Genomic DNA, 19677 nt, shown 5'->3' on the forward strand with positions numbered 1-19677 from the left:
TTGTAATTCATCGCCGCGCCTTTCCGCCTCAGAAGGCTAGTGTGGAACTAAAGGCAAAAGATCAAATACACGCTCAGCCGCGTGCTTGGTCGTGCAGTATGCGCTGTCCATAGCAGCGCGAGTTCCATCGTAATTTGATATCGTCTCGCAGTCTAACTTGCTCCACGCACTCCACATAGACTGAGATTTATCTATGTCCTTTGGGGCTCGACCAGATTTAATGAGGCGATTATACACATCATCTAAGATATTCTCCCAAGCCCACGCTGAATACCCATTGCATGTATTCACGGCCATCTGGTTCTGGCTTCCGTTGTCATATTGCGTGACGCAAATCACTATCGCCTTCGGTATGCATTGATATCGGTCGCCGTCCTCCTGGTCGTCCAAGCACTTCAAGATAATTGTCTGGGCCGAAGCGGTGCCGGCCGAGTCATCGTTCCAGTCGTATGCCGTTTCTGCAGCGCGACTCGCCGTGGCAAATCCCGCCGAAACGGAAACGAGTAGCGCCGACAGCATACCATTGATTGTCTTGCGAGCGTTCAAGCGTACCTCGGGAGGTATTATGGCCTTTCAAGCCGACGGTTGCACTGTGGGATGAAGATATCCTCAGTCAAGCTCCCAGGCGACATCGATGCAAGGGTACCTTGGGTTCCATTCGAGGATATTGCGGCAAGGAGAACACCGTACCATTCACTGCATCCTCAGGTGAGGCGTTTCGTCATGCGAACCGCCGAACGACCGTGTGCCCAAGCCGTGCACATCGGAGTATAAATGCGTCATTTGCTTGGAGCATATTGTAACTGTCGAAGTTGGCAAGATGCATTATGTTGCTAGGACACAAATATCTGACGAGGTTGTTGAAAGTTAGGTTATGCTAATTTAGTGAAGCTAGACGACGCGCGTGCGTGGGGTGCAAAGGTTGCCTCGTTAATTAGCAATTGAATAGATATCGAGCTGCCATCGGTTATTTATTTCTGGCGATGTTTGGTTGTAGCGCCCAAACGGCGCCCTTCGCCGGGGGCGGTCGGTCCCGCATCCCGCCTGCGGCGGCGCTATGCTGATGCTCCTACGGCCGCCCTGTTGAACCGGTCTCAGGGCCACGAACTTTCTCCAGCACCGAAATGACTTGGTCCCGCTGGCGGGCATTTCGGTGCTTCCGCCTTGTACGCCCTTGGTCGGGAGAGAGGCGCGCGGCCCTCTCTCCCCGCAAGTCTCGCCGGCGGTATCCCCCATCTTCCTCCGCTTCGCTCCGTGCAGACCGGGGATACCCCTCCGCCGCCGAGGCTTGCCCCTTCTCTCCCCGCTGCTCGCCGCGAGGCAGGGGTTCAGGGAGGCCTGAACCCTTCAGGTCAACCTGAAATCAACAAGGAGCAAGACCATGAACATGAATGAAATCACCATCCCGCTCGGCAAGCTGGTGCCGAGCAAGGCCAACGTCCGCCGCGTCAATTCCGAGGCGGGCAGGGCGGAGCTAGCCGCGAGCATCGAGGCCCACGGCCTCATCCACAACCTCGTCACCCGCAAGGCCGCGAAAGGGGCGAAGTTTGAAGTTGTTGCCGGAGGGCGGCGTCTGGGGGCGTTGCGTTTGCTGCTGGACGAGGGCCGCACCGTGCAGGGCGTGGAGGTGACCAAGGACTATCCGGTCAGGGCCATCGTGCATGAGGAAGGCAGCGGCACCGAGATTTCGCTGGCCGAGAACGACCAGCGGGAGCCGATGCACGCGGTGGACGAGGTCATCGCCTACCGCGACCTCGTGGAGCAGGGCATGGCAGCCGGGGACATTGCGGCACGCTTCGGCAAGTCCGCTGTCACGGTGCGCCAGCGGCTGAAATTGGCCAGCCTGTCGCCGCGCATCCTCGATGCCATGCGGGCTGATGAAGTGACGCTTGAGCAGGCCAAGGCGCTGGCGGTGAGCGACGACCATGCGGCGCAGGAGGCGGCGTGGTTCGAGCAGGATGGCTGGAACCGCAATCCGGGCAGTATCCGCTCGTTCCTGACCAGCGCCCATGTGCGCGGCAATGACCGGCTCGCCCGGTTTGTCGGCATTGAGGCCTATGAGGCTGCGGGGGGGCGGGGTATTGCGTGACCTCTTCGCCGATGAAGACCTGACGTTCCTGACCGACCGGCCCTTGCTGGTGAAGCTTGCCAGCGAGCGGCTTGAGGCTGTGGCCGACGCGTTGCGCCCGCTGGGTTGGAAATGGGTCGAAATCAGCCTCGACAGCACGTTCATTCACGGTAGCGGGTTCGGGCGCATCCATGCGGTGCGGCGCGACCTGAGCGAGGCCGAACAGGCGGAACTCTCGGCGCTGGGTGTGCAGTACGACGAGTTGGCCGAGGTCATTGACGCCTACGCCGAAGGCGACCCACAGATTGAGGCCGACGAGGCCAAGCTGCACGCGCTGGAAAGCCGTATCGAAGCCATCCAGAAGGCGGCAGAGGCCTTTGACCCGCAAGAAATGGTGCTGGCGGGCTGTGTGGTGTCGATAGCGCACGGCGGTACGGCGCAGGTGACGCCGGGGCTGGTGAAGGCCGAAGACCGCAAGGCCCTTGCCGTCTTGCAGGACGGCGACGAAGGCAATGACCAAGACGAGGCCGAGGAAGCGAGACAGGGAGAGGCCCCCGAAGTCGAGGCCACCGGCATGTCGGCGGCCCTCACCGAGGAACTGACGGCCATTCGCACCGCAGCCTTGCGCGTGGAACTGTCGAACCGTCCCGACGTGGCATTGGTCGCCATCCTGCATGCGCTGGTGAGCCGCGTGTTCTACGATTACCACCATGGGCGCATCGAGCCTGCGGTGGAAATCATCGGCCAGCGCCGCAATCTTGTACCCTCCATCAAGGAGCCGGATGCCTGCCGGGCGTTGACGGGCTGGAATGAAGCCGTGGAAGGGTGGGGGCACCGCTTGCCGGGCGACCTTGCCGACCTGTGGCCATGGCTGGTGGCGCAGCCGCAAGCGGACCTGTTTGATTTGTTGGCGGTGGTCACTGCCGCCAACCTCAACGCCGTGGTCGCCCGCCACGAAACCGGCAAACAGCGCATCGACCATGCCGACCTGATAGCAGAGGCGGTCGGGATGGACATGGGCCTGTGGTGGACGCCGGACGCGGCGTTCCTGTCGCGTTTGTCAAAAGCGGACATCGCTGGTGTGATGCGCGAGGCCGGCTGCACGGAAGATGCGGCGAAAGCGGTTGAACGTGCCCCCAAGCCCAAAGGCGTCTTGCAGGCCGAGAAGGAACTGGACGGGAAGGGCTGGCTCCCAGTAGCGCTGCGGATGCCGGTCAAGGTTGAGAGCGAAAGCTTGGCAATCGCAGCCGAGTAGGCATCGCACATCATCTAAGGCCGGGGCAGCAATGCCCCGGCTTTTTTGCGTCCGCATTGTCCTTCAGGCCGGTATCGAACCGGCCAAGGACAGGCGAGGGCGCCCCTGACCCGCCCCTCGCGCTCCCCGCCCACCCATAGTGCCGCCGCAGAGTGAGCCAGCTGCCGGTGACAGACAATCCGGTGGAGCCGCCTATTGGAGGCGGCTGAACGTCAGCGCCAAACTGCAATTGGTCAGGCGCAACTCTATCTTCGTCACTGAGTAGCTGCAGATGTTGGTTTGCAGCCCGAGCAAGCCCGACCCAGGTTCGAGCTTGAGACGATCGCCATCAAGCTTGGTCCATTTCCAGACGGCTTGCTGCCCTCCGCTCTCAAAGACCGCCGTGCCATCGCTCATGAATTCAGCCCTCGAACCGGCGTTATCTTGAGCCACGTACTTGCCCTCGATGCTGGGGCTCGTCCACCCCAACCCACCGTTCAAATTCATCTGGCCGTTGGTGACAATATCCAGCCCGACAGCTGCCAGGAACACGACGATCACTGCCGATGAGGCCCAACGGCTGACACGCTTTGCGGTGGAGTCGGGAACCGTCCCGGCCGGGACGCCACCTTTGTAAGTGCGGTAAGCTGGATACGCGACAATCAGCAGGCCGACGGCCCACATTGCCGCGCGCGACATATGAATGTGTAGAACACCTACCTCTACGATCAGGACCAGAAACGACAGTGCGACCCAAAGGGCCGTGGTTGGCTTGACGGTTTTTTCCATGAATTCCCCGTTCCGAAGATGTCGACAGCCATGGCGATGGACTGACCGGCATTGGAAGTTGACGACGATTTGCGCTGGGGAGGGCTTTGCAAACGAGCTCTCCGGGGAGATTCTGGTATCAGAAATCACGAGATTTGAACGTGTAGTATTAGCGCCCGCTAACTAACAGGGTGTTGGCTTTTTCGCACAAGATTTAGGCAAACGGTCGTGACCAGCACCGCGAATATCGTCAAAAATTCCAGTGCGAGTATGTTGCAAATCTCGTGAGTTTTGAAACAGCAGGGAGGCGCATGTGAATGAAGTATGGATATGCGCGGGTCTCGACCGAGTCGCAGGACTTGGCCTCCCAGCTTGAACGCCTGGAGGCGGCAGGCTGCGAGAAGATCTTCTTTGAAAAGTTGAGCGGTAAGAACACCAACCGTCGCCAATTGCAGCGACTGTTACGAGTCCTTAAACCCGGCGACATTGTCCACGCCGTTGTCAGCGACCGCATGGCGCGGGATCCTTTCGATATGCTGCAAATCGTCAGGACAGTCTCGTCAGCCGGCGCGGCGCTACGGTTGTTGGATGAGCCGTTTATCGACACGACCTCGGAAATGGCAGACCTGATTGTGTTTCTCGTAGGGTGGGCGGCGAAGTGGCAGCGGCGCCGAATCTTGGAGAACACCGCGAGCGGCCGAGCTCGCGCTATGGCCAGAGGGGTCAAGTTCGGGCGGAAGCCGAAGCTTTCTCAGCAGCAGCGAGGGGAGGTCTTGGCGAGCTTGGCAGCAGGGGAGACGATGTCTGCTGTGGCCCGGCGCTTTAGTGTCAGTAAGAGCACGCTCTCAAGGCTTCACCGGTAGCAGGATAAGCCTAAGCGGTGTATTCGACCAGGGCAACCCAAGACCCCATGCGCTTTTCCGACCTGGCACCGCCCTCGATCGTGCGCGTCGCAATCATCTCCCGCTCGACCTTGCTTATTCGCTGAAAACGCAATTATCTATATATCTGGTTGAAAAAGGGGGCGAAATGAAAACGCGCAAAACGTTTCTAGTTTTTCTTGCACTTCTAGCGGCGTCGGTGGCAACTGCTGAAGCTAAGACTGCAATCTCTCAAGTGTGCAGCCGTAAGTCAGCCCCTATCGGTCTTCCAGCCGGAAACCCACCTCGCATTCACCAAATTGCAGCCGACGCATCTAGCGATGTGGCAAAAGCCGCGCTGAAATTAGCATTCGCAATCGAAAACGGGGTGCCTGACCCTTACATCGCCGTCACCGGAAATTTCGATGGTCAAGGGATGTCCTTAGGTCTTATCCAATTCAATTTCGGCGGGAGTATTCAAACCGTTTTCGGCAGCATCGGACATGAGGTCTATAGCCGAACGATGCCGACATGGGGGGACTTATTTTACGACGCGGTGCATGCCAAAAAGCCCGCGCTGGCGATCCAGCAAGTCCTTGCTATGCAAATAGGGAGCGGCAGAACTTGGCGCGTTAAAACAGATGCGCGATCTGAAATAGAAGCGTTTCTTGGTTCCTCCGAAGGTCGAGCAGCCCAAGATGCTGGAGTTGCAAAGGTTTATAGGTCGGCGTTCAGCAGGGCTGTCCAGTGGGCCGCCGCCCGCGGCGCTCCGCAACCTACACCGCGAGAAATCGCGACGTTTGTTGATAACGAAGTTTTTAGCGGCGGAAATCTTGGCGGAATTTGGATCCAACAGGCTAAGGCATTTCGAAGCAGCTTCGGAGACGATGGAGAGATGGTCGCGTTCGTCACAAACTGGCTCAAGTCATGTCCCTACTCGGGGCCAGAGCTACTTTATGGTCGCGATGACGCAAGGCGGAATGCGGTCGAGTGGCCTAAAGCTGTGCCACTGGGCACAAAGCTATCTGATGATCGCGCGCTCTTGTTTGCATTTGGCTTTTTGCGAGCGCTTACAGCCAATGGCCCGCCTCGACAAGGAAACCAACCTGAACAGCACGGAATATTCAAGGCTCAAGTTGTTGAGCGGCGCGGTTTAACAGCACTTGGCGCAGGAACAGCAAACGGCATCCAATGGCCGGGCGGCATACTGGATACGCCTTAATAAGACAGTTTTCGAGATCGAGGCGGAGGGCTTTGGCAAAGATGTTACAGGCCCTCCGAACTGTTTGGTAATAAGAAGGCGCTGACCCGCTGTAAGTCCGGTCTGACAGGCCTACCGCCTTCCGTAATATGTATCCCAAGCGAGCCTGATATCGACAAAGGTCCATTCCCGTCGCCGACCGTAAGCTGGGCTCTGCCGGGTTATGCACGCATTGAGACCAGTCTGCCTCTGGAACTTCATAAACCACGCGGTGGACTTTGGCTTGCCGCTGGCTGTGGTCTGAAGCTGGCGAATGACCCCGCTGTCGGCCCAATGCTCATGAGGATTGGAAAGCGAAGCAGGGTCAGCCAGATAGCTGCGAAGCCGCAGTAAAGTGGCGTCTTCTGGCGATTGGCGAAGCTCGGAACGAAGCTCTTGGACGGCGAGCACTGCTCCTTGCTTTGCTGCCTCCGTCAACATATCGCGCAACTGCAAACTCGTCAGCACCAGCGCTGGCATAGCGTCCATGAACCGTACTTTCATTGATGGGATTTGCGGCAGAGCTTGCCGCAGGTTCATTGCGTCACAGCCAAAAAATGACGTCAAGCGCTAGATGCCGAGGAGGACGCCTAGCCTTTCGGTGACCGGGCGCAAGGGGTCAACCAAGCCAAGGTCGTATATCATGGTCGTTTCCAGATTTCCCTTGTGGTCGACGTAGTGCGATATGGCCTCGTGCGAAACGCCCTGGCCAGTCAGCATGAGCGAGATCGCGATCCGCTTCAGGTCATAGAGCTGGAAATACGCCGGGACGCCGGGGAGGGCCTTGAACCGCTCCAGTCCCTTACGGAAGTTGTCGCGTGGCTTGGTCTGGTCGGTATGGGACGGGAACAGCAGCTTACTTTCGGGCCAGCGGAGGCGCTGGGCCTGCACCATGTCGGCAACCCGAGAATGGATCGGCACCGAACGATAGGCATACTCGTAGATAGAGCGCGATAACTGAATGCCCTTGGTGTTGTGCTTGTGCCAGACCAGCTTCTCCAGGTCGAAATGGGCGAACTCGGCCTTGTTGAGGTCGCTGGGGCGCGCCATCGTCAGGAAGAGGATGCCCATGTAGTTGCAGAGCTCCTGCATCTGATCGTTGGCGGTTACCAGCCAAGCCTTGCGGAGCGCCATGTCACGCTTGGCATGGCCTTCGAGGTGGTCTACTTCCGGTAGCACCTCCACTGCCGGGTAGAAGACATGGGCCGCTATCTGCCGGATTTGCTCGGTCGAGTAGTCGCGCCGGCGACGGAAAATTTTCTTCTTCCTGAGCGGATGGCACGGATTCCGCATATCCACCAGTTGCATGCGGATTGCCCAATTGAACAGTGCTGTAACGTGGCCGAGCGCCGTGTTGTACACATGCGGCGAGGCGAACTGCGTTTGGAACCGCTCCACATCCGACGGCCTGATTGATACCAGTGATCTCTCGGCAAACATGGTTCCGAAAGCTGTGTATCCCTTTGGTTTGTTGTGGCCGCGCTTGTTGATTGTGTTCGCCTGTTTTAGCCATTTTCCCATGAAGGAAGCGAAGGAGTATCTGGTGGCCTTTGACAGGCCAGCGACATGGCTATCCCAATAGCGGTCGATGACTTCGGCAATCGTGTCAAAATGCTTCCGGCGTGGATCGATGCGGTCAAGGTCGGGGTCTTTGCCGGCGATTATTTCCTGCTCGCGCTGGATCACCGCCAAGCGTGCCGAGGCTACGTTGAAGACAACCGTTGAACCGAGAACCTTGCGGCAGCGTTTGCCGTTCAACTGGTAAGCATGAACGAAGGATTTGTGGCCAAGCGCCGTGACACGAAGCCCGAGCCCGGCGACGGAGCCGTTACGGATTTGGCCGTTGGCGCCAACCGCATAATCCCAAAAAAGTTCCTGGTCTTTGTCAGGTGGGCAAATTGCATCAAAAACAACGTCTTCAGTTAAAAATAGCTTGGGCATTTCATGTAACTTCCATGTAACCGACTTATAGCAAATGTTACATGGGAAGTGAAGTAATGATGTTGATAGATTGTCATAAAATGACGGAATAACAAATGATTATATGTTTCGATATTCCGGTAATATTAGCCTGGAGCCGTTTGTAAACCGAAGGTCGGGAGTTCGATCCTCTCTGCCGGCACCATATTTTTCAAATAGTTACGTAATGACCGGTTCTGCCAAATCTTTTCATGTAACTTTCGTGTAACCGGACGTTGACGATCGCCGTTGCACGCCCATGAAGACGGCCCCACACTCACTAATCTGCCACAGCTCTGCTTGACCCTGTATTGCCCGTGTGGAAGTTCTCGTCAAAACAAGAAGGAAGTACCTCCATTGACTGAAGCGGGCGGACCGACCACTCAGGCAGGCATCAGATACCAGGATCAAGTCGCTGCGCTCTACCTTGGCCGGATGATAGATCCGCGCGAGCGGCCACGGCATAGTCAACCGGTAGAGGTGAGAATGGAAGCACCTCAAAATGCGGACGATTTTGTTGTCCGCTTCGCTGATGGTTCCCGTCGATTCTTCCAGATCAAACTCTCTCTCGATGCTTCAGGGGAGGTGTGGAAGTCGCTTTGGATTGCCTTTCGCCGCCAGTTAGACACCGACTTCACGCCGGATGACCGCCTTGAGCTGGTTTTGGGTGCATCAACACCGCTTGCCGCCCAGTTGTCGGAACTGACCAAACGACACGACAGTTCAGATGTTATCGAGTGGCAGACGCGCCTGACAGCGAGCCAGAGGAGGCTTGTATTATCGATTCAAGAGGTTCTCGACGATGATATCATGCAGGTATGGCGTGTCGTAACGCGGCTCGACGTAAGTATCTGGCCCGAAGATGGGATAGCACGGGACTTTGTCCCCCAGTGGATGCCGCCGTCGTCACGTACGTCGCTTGCCCTCTTTAAAGCCTTGTCTGACGTCGCTTGGGACGGTGCTACGACACGCTCCAGCTTCAACGGGTCAACTCTCTACGACCGTCTCACCTTAGAATTCCAAATTGCCATCCTAGACCCCCCAAACTGGGGAGCTGCGCAGTACCGGCAGGCGGTAGCTGCGCTCGCATGCGTTGAAGTGCCAGGAACTGACTTCAGGCAACGGCCAGACGCCCATTTCCTTTGGCCAAGATGCCTTCGATACGACCGAGATCGCCGGCCTGATTTCGACGACGACCTGCCCGGATGGAGAGATGTGAGTGCCGGTGGGTTGGTCGATTTGCGTGATTTCCCCAGCGTCGACCTCGGCGCGGTGGTTGTTGTTGCGGGGCCGGGGTTTGGAAAAACCACGCTCGTCCATGCGATAGCGCAAAAGGTCGCTACTGGCGGTCGCCTTCCGGCCATTATTCCAGCCACCAAGCTTTCAGATTCTGACCTTTCAATCGCCGATTACCTGTCAGAGCGGCTGAACGGCGAGTTTGAAGTCAGAATTGATTGGCGCGCAGCTGCCGACGCCGGATCGCTCTTGCTCCTGCTCGACGGGTTGGATGAGGTGTCGAGTGACAGGCGCACCGTAATATTGGAACGCTTGCATGTGTATCGGGCAAACCACCCCAGCGTGCGCTGGCTGATGACCGTGCGAGATCCGGCGGCATTGTCACCGCCGGACGATGCGACGATGGTAGAGCTAGCGCCACTCCAGGACGAAGACATCTCGGGATACGTCAACTTCTACCGACCGGGTGAATCCGGTGTGGCTGAAGCGCTGCTGGAGAGGATAGAAACACGTCCCGATCTCGCGCATTTGGCGCGCATTCCCATCTTCCTCGCCCTCATGCTTGTTATGCGGCAGGAGAAGGCAAACCTTCACCGCAGCGATTTGCTTGACACTTATCTTGAAACGCTGTTTCGGCCGGTAGCGTTCAAGGCTGCGCAGGTCGACAAAATCGACACTGCGGTGCTCCGTCAGATTGCCGAGCGTGCAGCTTTCGAGGCGCTGGAGACGGACACAATCGGTATTAGCATCAAGCTGCTCGAACGGTGCATTAAGGACATCGCGCCACAGCTTAGCACTGACGACGTGCGGGAAGCGTTGGTTCGCCGCGGCCTGTTGCGCAAAGGAGGCCTGACAAGGCTGACTTTCCCGTTCCCAATCGTTCAGGAATATCTCGCTTCGGCAGAGTTGCTAGAGCATCATCAGGACCAGATCGCACCACGGCTGGGGAAGATTGTGCGACGTCCCTGGGCGCAGGCCATTCAGTTCGCACTGGAGCGCCATCCTAATCCCGAGCCGCTTATCGACGAGATTCTGGGGCGTGAAGACGACGTATTCCACACAGGGTTACGGCTACTCGGTCGTTGTCTCGCAAACGGTATGACAGTCTCGACACCTCGTTGGCAAACGATGGGCGACCGTTTCGCAGAAATCTGGGGCGGGGCATCGTGGCGCACAAACAAATTGATCAATGGCATTATTGTTGACGCGTTTTCGCAGCCCTTGCACCCCGCAATTCGCGCCCGACTCGGTGAGCGCAGCCTCATTCACGAGGGTGCCGATACGATCGTTGCACGGATTCGCGATTCAAGACTCTCATTGGAGGTTCTCGGCGAACTTCTTCATGGCAACATCGAGAATATGCTCAACCTTGGTGACATTCAGCGTGAGGCAGACCGGCTCGGAACGACTGCATTCAATCTTTACATCGCCCAATGCCGCCGGTGCGCTGGCGAGGTGGAGAGTGAGCATGCGATCAGTTCGCTCATCAGCCATCTCAAGATGGGCTGCGTCGACGCCGAGATCGCATTTGCTGCCGCCAGCGATGAAACCTTGCCCCTTGAGATCCGACTGTCTGCTTGGAGCCAGTCAATGCGCAAGCTCGACGCGTCGACTGAGGAACTCATCATACGAATCTTGGCAAGCGAAGGGTATCATCCGATGTCGTCGGCCGCGAAGGCCTTATCTTCCCCACAGGTGGATATTCCATCGATCTTGCAACTTTTGAAGTCGCCGAAGGTGCTGGAGGAGCGCGCCTTGAAGGTCATGGAATACCTGATGAGTGACTGGGAACGGGACAGCCAAGCTGACAGGATCAATCAGTTCCTGGCAGAAGGCGGCATCAGCGAAGAGATGCAGAACCTGGCTTCTCTCTTTGCCGTCAATGCCGGGAATGCAAACGTCTTCGATACCCTGCTCGACCGCATTCCCACACTGAGCACTGAGATGGTTGGTGCTACCGTGATTATGTTCGGCCATTTTCTTGATCGCACGCGCGTGGAACGTGCGGTGGCGGCGATAGGGCTCCGGAACTGGAGCCCGGATGATCGCGTCGTGATTACACACTCTCTCACCACAGGATTGACTTATCGTTTGAAAATGATGGGTTTGCGTTCGGGCACTTTGGAGTCCATCCCTCCGCATCCGGGGCGAACCGCCCCATTCCGTCTGCTTTCGGATTGGCTTGCGCGACAAGATTATGAGCCCCGGGAGTACTTGAAGATTACGCTCGACGCGGCGAACCTCGGGGTACCTGGCTCCGCCACCAACCTGCGCGCAATCTTCGATACAGCCATGGCAGCGCCACCCGTCGAGGAGCATGCTGATGGCTCATTGGCGGGGCGGGCCTTGGAGGTCCTCCATGCCAACCGTGAGGCGCCTTCTTTGGACGAACTGGAACGTCTCGCACTTTCGTCCACGTACAACCTCGCCTCCAGCGTCGTAGGGCTGATCGCCAAGGGCGGCACGGCGATCGAAGCAGAGAGCCTCATGCGCCTGTATGAGAGTGTTCCGTCCGGCATGCTCCGGTCGGTGATTCTGGGTGTGCTGGAACCACTCGCCGGACATTTGGGGCTGCGTATCACACGGTCCAGCAAGAAGCTCACGGCCATGGCAATCTGATGGATGAAATCGCAATGCGCTGATGGGCGCTTGTATGTCTGATGACATGTCCGGTCGACCACCGATGATAGGGAACATACAGTTCCACCTCCTTTGATACGGAGATTGCATTTATTTTGTGCAGATCCGATTTCATTTTAACTACCTGAAACCTATGGTTACAAGACGGCAACAATCAGTCGACTTAGTCGGTGCGGGGGGATTTTATGGCAGCGACGGCAACGGGTTTTAGCTTCGATCAGAACGGTGACATTGAAACCAATCTGAGTGCTTTTCAGGCCTATCTGGCAGAGAGCGACAACTTACTAAGCAATGTGCTCGCCGGCACTTTTCCAAAATTGCGGGATGAATCGTATGTGTCGGGGGATATTTGGACGGCTCTTAATGATGCCGTTGTAGCTTCTACAAACCCCAGCTCGCTGGCGGCTGCAGCGCAGCCTATTGTCACGGCCGCGACGCCAGTAGGAGGAGCCACGGTACCTGCTGTTGGCGGGCCAACTGCTACGGGATGGTTCCTCGAAGGTGTGAGTATCGAAGGCTTTCGCGGAATCAACAACGAGGGAAAACCTCTCGAACTGAAGTTTAAACCGGACAAGATCAATAGCGTTTCCGCAGTAAACGGTGTCGGCAAGACCTCCGTCTACGATGCCATCCGTTTCGCGATTTCCGGCCGCCTACCTTGGCTCGAGGAGCTTCCTGCCACCGATCGGGACGGGGACTACTATCTTAATCGCTTCCATGGCGCCAAGGCCGCCACGATCAAGCTCAGGCTGGTGGAGGCGACGACAGGCCAGCAGTGCGAGGTCGTGGTGACCCGCGACCGGCATGGCAATCGCACCGTGAATGCAACACCCCCTTGGGATGGCACCACCATTCTACAGACCCTTGATCGGGAATTCGTTCTTCTCGACGGGCCTACGTTTCAGAATTTTATCTCTGCCAAACCACAGGCTCGCGGTAGGACGTTTGCAGGGCTGTTGGGCTTGTCGGAATACAGCAGAATGCGTCAGGCTTTAGCCGCGCTCGCTCACACCAAAGCTTTCAACAATCACTTCGGCACGGCGACCACGGCGCAGAACCAGGCCCATGCCGAAAAGGGCTTGAAAGATGCGAGCACTGCAATCCGTAGGGATTTCGTCGTTTTAGCAGGTCAAGATTGGACCCAGATGTCCCTGCCGGACACATTGGCGGTGTGTCAGAAGGCGTTGGAGCAGATAGGGCCGTTGCAGGAGTTGTGCATCGGCAGGGAGTTCAGAGAAATTGATCTGGACGCTTGCATCAATGCCGTGAAGGAAGCCGAGGGCGGTCCCAAGCGCGAGCGGCTGGTGCAGTGTATCCGGGAAAGACAAGACCTGCTGGCTTTGAACGTGCAAGCGCCGGATGTTGACCGCAGCATGCGCCTCGCGGAATACGCAAGTGCCCGCGAGGATGCCGCCTCCAAGACTGCAGGCGACGTCGTTCTCCAGCTCTTCCAGGCGGGCGCAAGAGCGCTGCAGCTGGAGGAATGGGCCAATAAGAGGATCTGCCCGCTGTGCGATAGCGAGGTTCCCCACGATCTTCAGAGTCACGTCAATATGAAGCTGTCCGACTTCACGGCGTTGGACGCCGCCACACAGACTGTCGCACTGGAATGGGCTGAGGCCGGTTGGGCAGATCTTGCTGGGCTCGAAAAACTGCTCGAAAAGGACGCCGAGTCAAGGAAGATCGCAAACTCTTCTGATCGGGCAGCGAAGGGGCTCATCACGGCGGAGGAAGCCAAAAGTTTGGGGGAATGGCTTAAGGAACTGCGCTCCCGTGCGACAGGACGGGATCAGGAACTTGGCAAAGAACAGACCGAGCTGGAAAAGGTGTTGCCGCAGTCCTCCGTGGAAGTCACCACAAAGGTTGAGGCGGCGTGACGGATTCAGGAGAGCTGCCTCAAACTTGACGAGGTGCGGGCGAGCTTTGATGCGGAGAAAAAGCATGCGGACAACGTGGCCCGCGTTAAAACCTTTCTCGACAAGGCGTCGTCCGACTTCGCGGCTGCGGAAACTGCAATTAGCAAGGCGCGCCTGTCCGCCGTCGAACCTGTGTTCAAAGCCAATTTCGGGGAGATGTCGTTTCTGGGTGTCACGCCCGCTGTTTCAAAGCGAGCAAGCAGTGAGGATCTGCAAATTCGCCTCGCAGACTTCTACGGTTTAACCGACCTATCGCCCCAGGCCCTGCTGTCGGAAAGCTACCGCAATGCTTTCGCTATAGCCTTGTACCTTGCGGCCGCTTCGCTTTACGGCGGAACGCCAAAATTCCTCGTACTCGACGACGTGACGTCCAGCTTTGACGCTGGGCACCAGCTCTTCCTCGTTGAACTGCTGCGCAAGAGCTTTGCCCGGCCCGGCAATCCCAATGGCCTGCAGGTCATCATCCTCAGCCATGACACGATGCTGGAAAAGCTTTTCAACAAGCACAGCACGTCAGGGATCTGGTGGCACCAACGGCTAGAGGGCATGCCGCAGTTTGCAGTGCTTCCCCAGACCGGAGCGGTGAACAAAGTGCGCGATCACACGATTTCCATGCTTCAGGCGGGACAAGCAGATTTCGCGAAGGAGGGAGTTCGCCAATATCTGGAATACCGTCTCAGCGAACTCATCAGCAAGCTACGGATACCGGTTCCGGTCGATGTGGCTTTCAACGATAACAGGCAGCTAGCCAGCGAGTTTTTGAACGCAATTGATGCTGCCGTAAAATTGCATAAGGCAGCCAATTCGCTAGTGCTGGACCCGATACAGCAAACAGGCCTTAACACCAATATGGCGACGATCGTCGGCAATTTTCTGAGCCATTGGGGGACAGGCCAGACGTTGAGCTTTACCGCTCCCGCCTTGCTCGGTGTGATGAATGCGATCGATCAATATTGCGACTGCTTCAAATTCGAGCCGACTCCCGGCGCAGCAAAGGCCTTTTATAAGACGCTTCAAGACCGACTTTGAAGCTGAGAGCGAGTCCCGTCGCTAAGCTCCAGCAAATGATCCGATTCCGCTGAGAACCATGGAAAGCTTCCCCACGCCAAGGATCTGACCGTCTTCTTGAACGAGGGGCGGCTGCGGTCGAGATAAGCGGTCATCCCAGAGCAGAGTCTCGCGGCGTGCTATATTCATCTGTTGGAAGATTCCGGAGCCTGCCGTATCGGGAGCGATGGCCAGAACGTTGGGGGAGATGACAATGAAGTGGGGCGATCAAAAGCGCGATTTTCATCCGATTCTGGCGGTCTGGCCAGAGTACCGGCCACTGCATAACTGGTGGCATATGATCGAGTACGCCGAGAGCGAGCCACATAAGCCAGCGTGGCGCGATCGTCGTGTTCCATCGCCTGATGGGGGCGTTAAGGTTGATATTTATCGGGATCAGGACACTGCCGTCGAGGCTGCGGCGACCTTAAACCTTAGGCTCTCTCAGGCGTTAGAGGAAAGGGCGTTGGAGGAGGAGCTATGCTGCAATTTGGGTGACGAGGCTGATCAAGCGGCGCTCTGCGGCTTCAGTTCAATGACCTCGATTCCATCCTGGAACGTTGCACCTGCGATGAGTTTAGGCAACTGATTTTGTCCTTTCAGTCGTCGCCACGTCCTGGCCGCGCCATGACCAGCTTGAAGACCATCAGCCTGGCGGTTTTCGAGGAGAGTGAGCCCTTGGTACGCACCGTGCGATGGCGAACGGTCGCAAAGACGCTCTCGATGGGATTGGACGTTCGCAGATGATCCCAATGTTCGGCGGGGAAATCGTAGAACGCCAGCAAGGCATTCTGATCTTTGGTCAGGCAGTCGACCGCCTTGCCGTATTTCGCATCATATTTCTCGACAAAGACGGCAATCGCCGTCTCGGCTGAGGCTCGGTTCGGGGCGGAAAAGATTTCGCGCAAGTCCGTCTTCATGGCGGCCTGCACCGATTTCGGCACCTTGTTGAGCACGTTGGCTGTCTTGTGCACCCAGCATCGCTGGTGCTTGGTGCCGGGAAGGAGCTCATCGAGCGCTTTCCAGAAGCCAAGCGCGCCGTCGCCGACGGCAAGATCGGGCGCGATCTGCAGGCCACGACGCTTGACGTCGACCAGCAGCTCGCGCCAGCTCTGTGCGCTCTCACGAATGCCGGTCTGGAAGCCGAGCAGCTCTTTCTTGCCCTCGGGCGTGGCGCCGATCAGGACCAGCATGCATTCGGCATGATCTTCCATCCGGGCCTGCAGGTAGACCCCGTCCGCCCACACATACACATAGCGGCGCGCCGAAAGATCGCGCTTTTGCCAACGATCGTATTCGATGCCCCACTCCGCCGTCAGTCGCGTGATCACCGAGGGTGAGAGGTTCGGCGCCTCCTTGCCCAACAGAGCTGCCAGAGCTTCCTGAAAGTCGCCCGTCGAAATGCCGCGCAGATAGAGAACGGGAAGAAGCGCATCCAGACTTCGTGTCCGACGCGCCCATTTCGGCAGGATCGATGAGGAAAAACGGATGCGCTCCGCTTCACCGTTCGCGCCGCGATCCCGGACCTTCACCCGGCTGACGGGCACCGCCCCGATCCCCGTCTGGATGCTCCGCTCCGGCCCGTGACCGTGCCGGACCAGCCGGTCACGTCCGTCCGGAAGCTTGAGATCCCGCATCTCGGCAAGAAACGCTTCGGCCTCCATCTCGATCGCCTGCGCCAGCAATTTGCGCGCGCCGGTGCGAAGCACATCCGTCAGGGGGATCATCGATTTCGTCGGGCTGACGAAGGCGAACAATGTTGATAGTCTCGTTCATGGCGTATCGCTCTCCTTGAGAGGTTCTGGCAGGCTTCATCACCCGCCTCGATACGCCGCCCTTCTCAAACCGTCATCACCCAGTTTCAGCCATAGCTCTTGGAGGAGGAGACCCGGTCTCTTTGCGGCTCAAAATGCGTAAAGCGCTTGAAGCGAAAGAACGACTTTCAAACGAAGAGTTGTTGATGCTCAAGGAGGGAGTCCGGCGGCATGCTAAAGACCCTCGTCCATTGGCCTCCGATCTACAGTTGCCGAAAGAGTCTGAAGAATACCGCGACGCTCTCGCCAAACAGCTCTCCGAAATGCCCTATCTTCGCTCGGCCCTCATCGGCACCGGATACTCTTCGCACGTCCTTTACCGGGAAAAAGGCCTGCGCTGGGCTAAGCCATACACAGCCGGCAGGCGAGGTGCCCAGGAAGCCTACCGCGCACGCACGGCCAACGCCTACGACTTTAACGGGTCTGACCATTGGGGCAAAACCAAAGCGAAGATCCGCGAGATCTTGTTGCCCCGTGCCAACCAGCTTCTGAAACTAGCGAGTGTGCAGCGACTTCTCGATGAGGCATTGCAGCGGGGCGAGCGCGTGCTCGTCGCTGGTGACGTTGTTTTTTGGTACGAAGACGACGGCTCGGTCGGCTGGCAGATCAAGTCTGTGGCGCCTTCGGACGAAAAGGATGGGACAGCGATTTGGAAGGAAGGCTCGATCCTTTCGAAGAACCACGGCCGCATTGTCGTCCTCCCCTATATCAAAGAGGATGGCGAGACAGTCAGTGGCCACACGAAGAATGTGGCCGGTGATGGTCCTGCCAAACCGCGTCACCCGGATCATTTCGTTACGCTGCCATTCCGCATACTGAAGAGCGACCTGATGATCGGCCTCTTTGGCGAACTCCCCTACGAGTAAAGGCGCAGCGGTCCACACCATCTTTTATGCAGAACCGCGGATCGGATCTGTTCTGGCTGCCTGATCGACAGCTTTACACTCCCAGCAGCGCAATCCCGCATCAAGGTCAGATGGAGCCGGATGATCTGGTGTCGCGCGCATGGGAGGCCGGCTATTTCTTGTCCGCGCGGCTATGGGGAGCAGGCTGCTACAGGCCGCGTCGTATGCAAGGGCAAGCCCTCCTCCTCTTCGTTCCGGCCCTGCGGGTGCATGTGTCGCTTTGGCCCTCCGCCGCTGGAGGCTCCGCCGCAACGGCGGTCCAGAAAGGAGCCACCCATGCCAACGAAGCGCGACACCTATCAGATCATCACCGACACCATCCTCGGAGCCCTCGAAAACTGCGGGCCTTGCGAGCGCCCGTGGGGCGGCCCGTCGCTGACCATGCCGGTCAACGCCGTATCCGGCCACGAATATCGCGGCACCAACGTTGTCATGCTGTGGATTGCTGCCAGGGAGGCAGGCTACTTGCAGAATGCCTGGGCAACGTTCAAGCAGTGGTCCGAGAAGGGCGCGACCGTCCGCAAGGGCGAGAAGGGCACCCCCGTCATCTGGTTCCAGATGCTCGAGCGCAAGGAGACCGACGACGCCAGCACCGACGGGGAGGGCCGCCGCATTCCCTGCGCCCGCCTCAGCTGGGTGTTCAATGCCGCTCAGGTAGACGGTTACCAGCCCGAGCAAGTCCGCATGCCGCAAGACAACCAAGTGTCCCCGATCGCTCAGGCCGATACCTTGATCGCCGCAAGCCGTGCCAGGATCACCCACGAGGGCGCACAAGCCTTCTACCGGCCAATCACCGACGATATCGTGTTGCCGCCCCAGCATCTCTTCACCGGTACGTCGACCAGCAGCGCCACCGAGGCCTATTATGGTGTCGCCCTCCACGAACTCACCCATTGGACGGCGCCACGTCTGCAACGCGAATTCGGCAAGCGCTTCGGTGACGCCGCCTACGCTGCGGAAGAATTGGTTGCCGAACTCGGAGCCGCGCTCCTTTGCGCGAAGCTGGGTATCGAGGCGGAACCTCGCGCTGACCACGCCAAGTACCTGGCAAGCTGGATCAAGATTCTGAAAGGTGACCGCAGGGCATTCATCACAGCTGCCAGCAAGGCCTCGGAAGCCAGCGACTACCTGCTGGCCTTGGAAGGCCGAGACGCTAGGGCGGCCGCCTGACAGTCGCCCTGGCGGCCTGCCTGCCTCTTTCGTCGCCCTACTGAGACCCGGCGGCGTTATCGCCTTGAATGGCTTTTTTGAACCACTCAGGGAGCTTCGTTATTTCGGATCCGGCGACGCTGTCGGGGACATCCCGCCAGAACGCGACAATCGCGTCCGAGAACGCCTGAAGCTGGTCATCGCTTACCTTGAGATTCGTGTAGTCCACCAGGTCGAAAGTCCATGGCAAGCCCGAACCACTAAGCCGATCTTCGAGATATTCAGGGTGCTTCAGCTTCAGGTCCTTCAGAGCTGGTCCGTCGCCATGCTTGTAGACGTTGACCACCAGCCGGCACGCGTCGAGCTTCGTGAAATAGTCGGTGCTCCGGATCCTCCAGCCCAAACTCTCTAAGAGACCGGCAATCTTGCCGAAGTCCGCTGACCAGACTTTTGCAATTGCCGTGTCTCCTTGATGCCAGTGCTGGATTTCGCGCACCAGCCAGTCCCGCAACTGTTTCTCCCATTCGTGAAACATTCCCGCGATCACACTCAGCCGGGTTTGGTCGCGCATGTCGCTCAGGAGTTGGTAGAACTCAATGCCGGCGTCGTTGGCGGCCTCGTAGAAATCACTGGGATCGTGCCGGTCGGGGTCAAACCGGTCACTGCTTTGCTCCAGCCACTCCTCCGAGGCCTTTTCGGCTTCGGCTTCCATGTTCGCGAACTGTGACAACAGGCGCTTGCGGGCCTGTTCGATGTAAAACTGATGCCCCTTGATCAGGGACTGCCGGTGGGGTCCCCACATTTTAAAGAACACGTAGTTGTTCATGACAGTGTCTCACGT

Annotated in this window: 16 protein-coding genes and 1 pseudogene; 10 read left to right on the forward strand and 7 right to left on the reverse strand. The window is 58.0% G+C overall.

Features of this window, described 5'->3' with window-relative positions; genetic code table 11:
* Window positions 1–36: 36 nt before the first annotated feature.
* Window positions 37–519 (reverse strand): lysozyme inhibitor LprI family protein, encoded by a 483-nt coding sequence (locus HB778_RS43485; RefSeq protein WP_432421272.1) that lies wholly within the window; start codon window positions 517–519, stop codon window positions 37–39.
* Window positions 520–1387: 868 nt separating this feature from the next.
* Between HB778_RS43485 and HB778_RS29075 the strand changes: the two genes are divergently transcribed.
* Together HB778_RS29075 and HB778_RS29080 are read left to right on the forward strand one after the other, a co-directional pair.
* Window positions 1388–2089: a ParB/RepB/Spo0J family partition protein gene (locus tag HB778_RS29075; protein WP_183458925.1), complete on the forward strand. Its 702-nt coding sequence runs from the start codon at window positions 1388–1390 to the stop codon at window positions 2087–2089.
* Complete coding sequence (locus HB778_RS29080) at window positions 2082–3323, forward strand: hypothetical protein (RefSeq protein ID WP_183458927.1); 1242 nt, start codon at window positions 2082–2084, stop codon at window positions 3321–3323. Before HB778_RS29075 ends, HB778_RS29080 begins: the two co-directional genes overlap by 8 nt.
* A gap of 192 nt (window positions 3324–3515) precedes the next feature.
* On the opposite strand, the gene HB778_RS29085 is transcribed toward HB778_RS29080, so the two are convergent.
* Window positions 3516–4091 (reverse strand): hypothetical protein, encoded by a 576-nt coding sequence (locus tag HB778_RS29085; RefSeq protein ID WP_183458929.1) that lies wholly within the window; start codon window positions 4089–4091, stop codon window positions 3516–3518.
* A 296-nt stretch (window positions 4092–4387) separates the two neighbouring features.
* On the opposite strand from HB778_RS29085, the gene HB778_RS29090 reads away from it, so the two are divergent.
* A complete protein-coding gene (locus tag HB778_RS29090) occupies window positions 4388–4933 on the forward strand; it encodes a recombinase family protein (protein WP_183458931.1) in 546 nt (181 codons plus the stop codon).
* Between the two features lie 166 nt (window positions 4934–5099).
* Entirely contained in the window at window positions 5100–6152 is a 1053-nt protein-coding gene (locus HB778_RS29095) for a hypothetical protein (protein ID WP_183458932.1), read from the forward strand.
* Window positions 6153–6263: 111 nt separating this feature from the next.
* On the opposite strand, the gene HB778_RS29100 is transcribed toward HB778_RS29095, so the two are convergent.
* Window positions 6264–6737, reverse strand: coding sequence for a hypothetical protein (locus HB778_RS29100; protein WP_244661664.1), 474 nt, complete (start codon window positions 6735–6737; stop codon window positions 6264–6266).
* A 3-nt stretch (window positions 6738–6740) separates the two neighbouring features.
* Window positions 6741–8111 (reverse strand): integrase family protein, encoded by a 1371-nt coding sequence (locus HB778_RS41770; protein WP_244661665.1) that lies wholly within the window; start codon window positions 8109–8111, stop codon window positions 6741–6743.
* A 504-nt stretch (window positions 8112–8615) separates the two neighbouring features.
* Here HB778_RS41770 and HB778_RS29110 point away from each other — a divergent pair.
* The 3 genes from HB778_RS29110 to HB778_RS29120 all read left to right on the forward strand — a co-directional run bounded on the left by HB778_RS29110 (window position 8616) and on the right by HB778_RS29120 (window position 14950).
* The gene (locus HB778_RS29110) at window positions 8616–11984 is read left to right on the forward strand and encodes an NACHT domain-containing protein (protein WP_183458934.1); all 3369 of its coding nucleotides are present in this window, start codon (window positions 8616–8618) and stop codon (window positions 11982–11984) included.
* A gap of 206 nt (window positions 11985–12190) precedes the next feature.
* The gene (locus HB778_RS29115; protein WP_183458936.1) at window positions 12191–13882 is read left to right on the forward strand and encodes an AAA family ATPase; all 1692 of its coding nucleotides are present in this window, start codon (window positions 12191–12193) and stop codon (window positions 13880–13882) included.
* 33 nt (window positions 13883–13915) lie between these two features.
* Window positions 13916–14950, forward strand: coding sequence for a hypothetical protein (locus tag HB778_RS29120; protein ID WP_183458938.1), 1035 nt, complete (start codon window positions 13916–13918; stop codon window positions 14948–14950).
* Here the strand turns inward: HB778_RS29120 and HB778_RS43490 are convergent.
* Window positions 14935–15084: a BsuBI/PstI family type II restriction endonuclease gene (locus HB778_RS43490; protein WP_183458940.1), complete on the reverse strand. Its 150-nt coding sequence runs from the start codon at window positions 15082–15084 to the stop codon at window positions 14935–14937. The genes HB778_RS29120 and HB778_RS43490 overlap by 16 nt on opposite strands.
* 98 nt (window positions 15085–15182) lie before the next feature.
* On the opposite strand from HB778_RS43490, the gene HB778_RS29130 reads away from it, so the two are divergent.
* Window positions 15183–15557, forward strand: a complete 375-nt coding sequence (locus tag HB778_RS29130) for a hypothetical protein (protein ID WP_183465326.1) — start codon at window positions 15183–15185, stop codon at window positions 15555–15557.
* Here HB778_RS29130 and HB778_RS29135 read toward each other — a convergent pair.
* A pseudogene (locus HB778_RS29135) lies at window positions 15476–16744 on the reverse strand (IS256 family transposase). The gene HB778_RS29130 and the pseudogene HB778_RS29135 sit on opposite strands and share 82 nt — an antisense overlap.
* A 133-nt stretch (window positions 16745–16877) precedes the next feature.
* On the opposite strand from HB778_RS29135, the gene HB778_RS29140 reads away from it, so the two are divergent.
* Together HB778_RS29140 and HB778_RS29145 are read left to right on the forward strand one after the other, a co-directional pair.
* Window positions 16878–17648 carry a hypothetical protein gene (locus HB778_RS29140; protein WP_183458942.1) on the forward strand — a complete coding sequence of 257 codons (771 nt, stop codon included), beginning with the start codon at window positions 16878–16880 and terminating at the stop codon, window positions 17646–17648.
* Between the two features lie 315 nt (window positions 17649–17963).
* Window positions 17964–18857 carry an ArdC family protein gene (locus HB778_RS29145; protein ID WP_183458944.1) on the forward strand — a complete coding sequence of 298 codons (894 nt, stop codon included), beginning with the start codon at window positions 17964–17966 and terminating at the stop codon, window positions 18855–18857.
* A 37-nt stretch (window positions 18858–18894) separates the two neighbouring features.
* On the opposite strand, the gene HB778_RS29150 is transcribed toward HB778_RS29145, so the two are convergent.
* Window positions 18895–19662, reverse strand: coding sequence for a hypothetical protein (locus HB778_RS29150; protein WP_183458946.1), 768 nt, complete (start codon window positions 19660–19662; stop codon window positions 18895–18897).
* Window positions 19663–19677: the final 15 nt, after the last annotated feature.

This window comes from Mesorhizobium huakuii, from assembly GCF_014189455.1.
Taxonomy (GTDB): domain Bacteria; phylum Pseudomonadota; class Alphaproteobacteria; order Rhizobiales; family Rhizobiaceae; genus Mesorhizobium; species Mesorhizobium huakuii_A.

What these genes read in the sequence shown, in the direction of transcription:
- HB778_RS41770 (WP_244661665.1), bottom strand. Translation starts at nt 8,111, where the DNA reads ATGCCCAAGCTATTTTTAACTGAAGACGTTGTTTTTGATGCAATTTGC.
- HB778_RS29085 (WP_183458929.1), bottom strand. Translation starts at nt 4,091, where the DNA reads ATGGAAAAAACCGTCAAGCCAACCACGGCCCTTTGGGTCGCACTGTCG.
- HB778_RS29115 (WP_183458936.1), top strand. Translation starts at nt 12,191, where the DNA reads ATGGCAGCGACGGCAACGGGTTTTAGCTTCGATCAGAACGGTGACATT.
- HB778_RS29095 (WP_183458932.1), top strand. Translation starts at nt 5,100, where the DNA reads ATGAAAACGCGCAAAACGTTTCTAGTTTTTCTTGCACTTCTAGCGGCG.
- HB778_RS29075 (WP_183458925.1), top strand. Translation starts at nt 1,388, where the DNA reads ATGAATGAAATCACCATCCCGCTCGGCAAGCTGGTGCCGAGCAAGGCC.
- HB778_RS29145 (WP_183458944.1), top strand. Translation starts at nt 17,964, where the DNA reads ATGCCAACGAAGCGCGACACCTATCAGATCATCACCGACACCATCCTC.
- HB778_RS29140 (WP_183458942.1), top strand. Translation starts at nt 16,878, where the DNA reads ATGCGTAAAGCGCTTGAAGCGAAAGAACGACTTTCAAACGAAGAGTTG.
- HB778_RS29130 (WP_183465326.1), top strand. Translation starts at nt 15,183, where the DNA reads ATGAAGTGGGGCGATCAAAAGCGCGATTTTCATCCGATTCTGGCGGTC.
- HB778_RS43490 (WP_183458940.1), bottom strand. Translation starts at nt 15,084, where the DNA reads ATGACCGCTTATCTCGACCGCAGCCGCCCCTCGTTCAAGAAGACGGTC.
- HB778_RS29090 (WP_183458931.1), top strand. Translation starts at nt 4,388, where the DNA reads ATGAAGTATGGATATGCGCGGGTCTCGACCGAGTCGCAGGACTTGGCC.
- HB778_RS29110 (WP_183458934.1), top strand. Translation starts at nt 8,616, where the DNA reads ATGGAAGCACCTCAAAATGCGGACGATTTTGTTGTCCGCTTCGCTGAT.
- HB778_RS29150 (WP_183458946.1), bottom strand. Translation starts at nt 19,662, where the DNA reads ATGAACAACTACGTGTTCTTTAAAATGTGGGGACCCCACCGGCAGTCC.
- HB778_RS43485 (WP_432421272.1), bottom strand. Translation starts at nt 519, where the DNA reads ATGCTGTCGGCGCTACTCGTTTCCGTTTCGGCGGGATTTGCCACGGCG.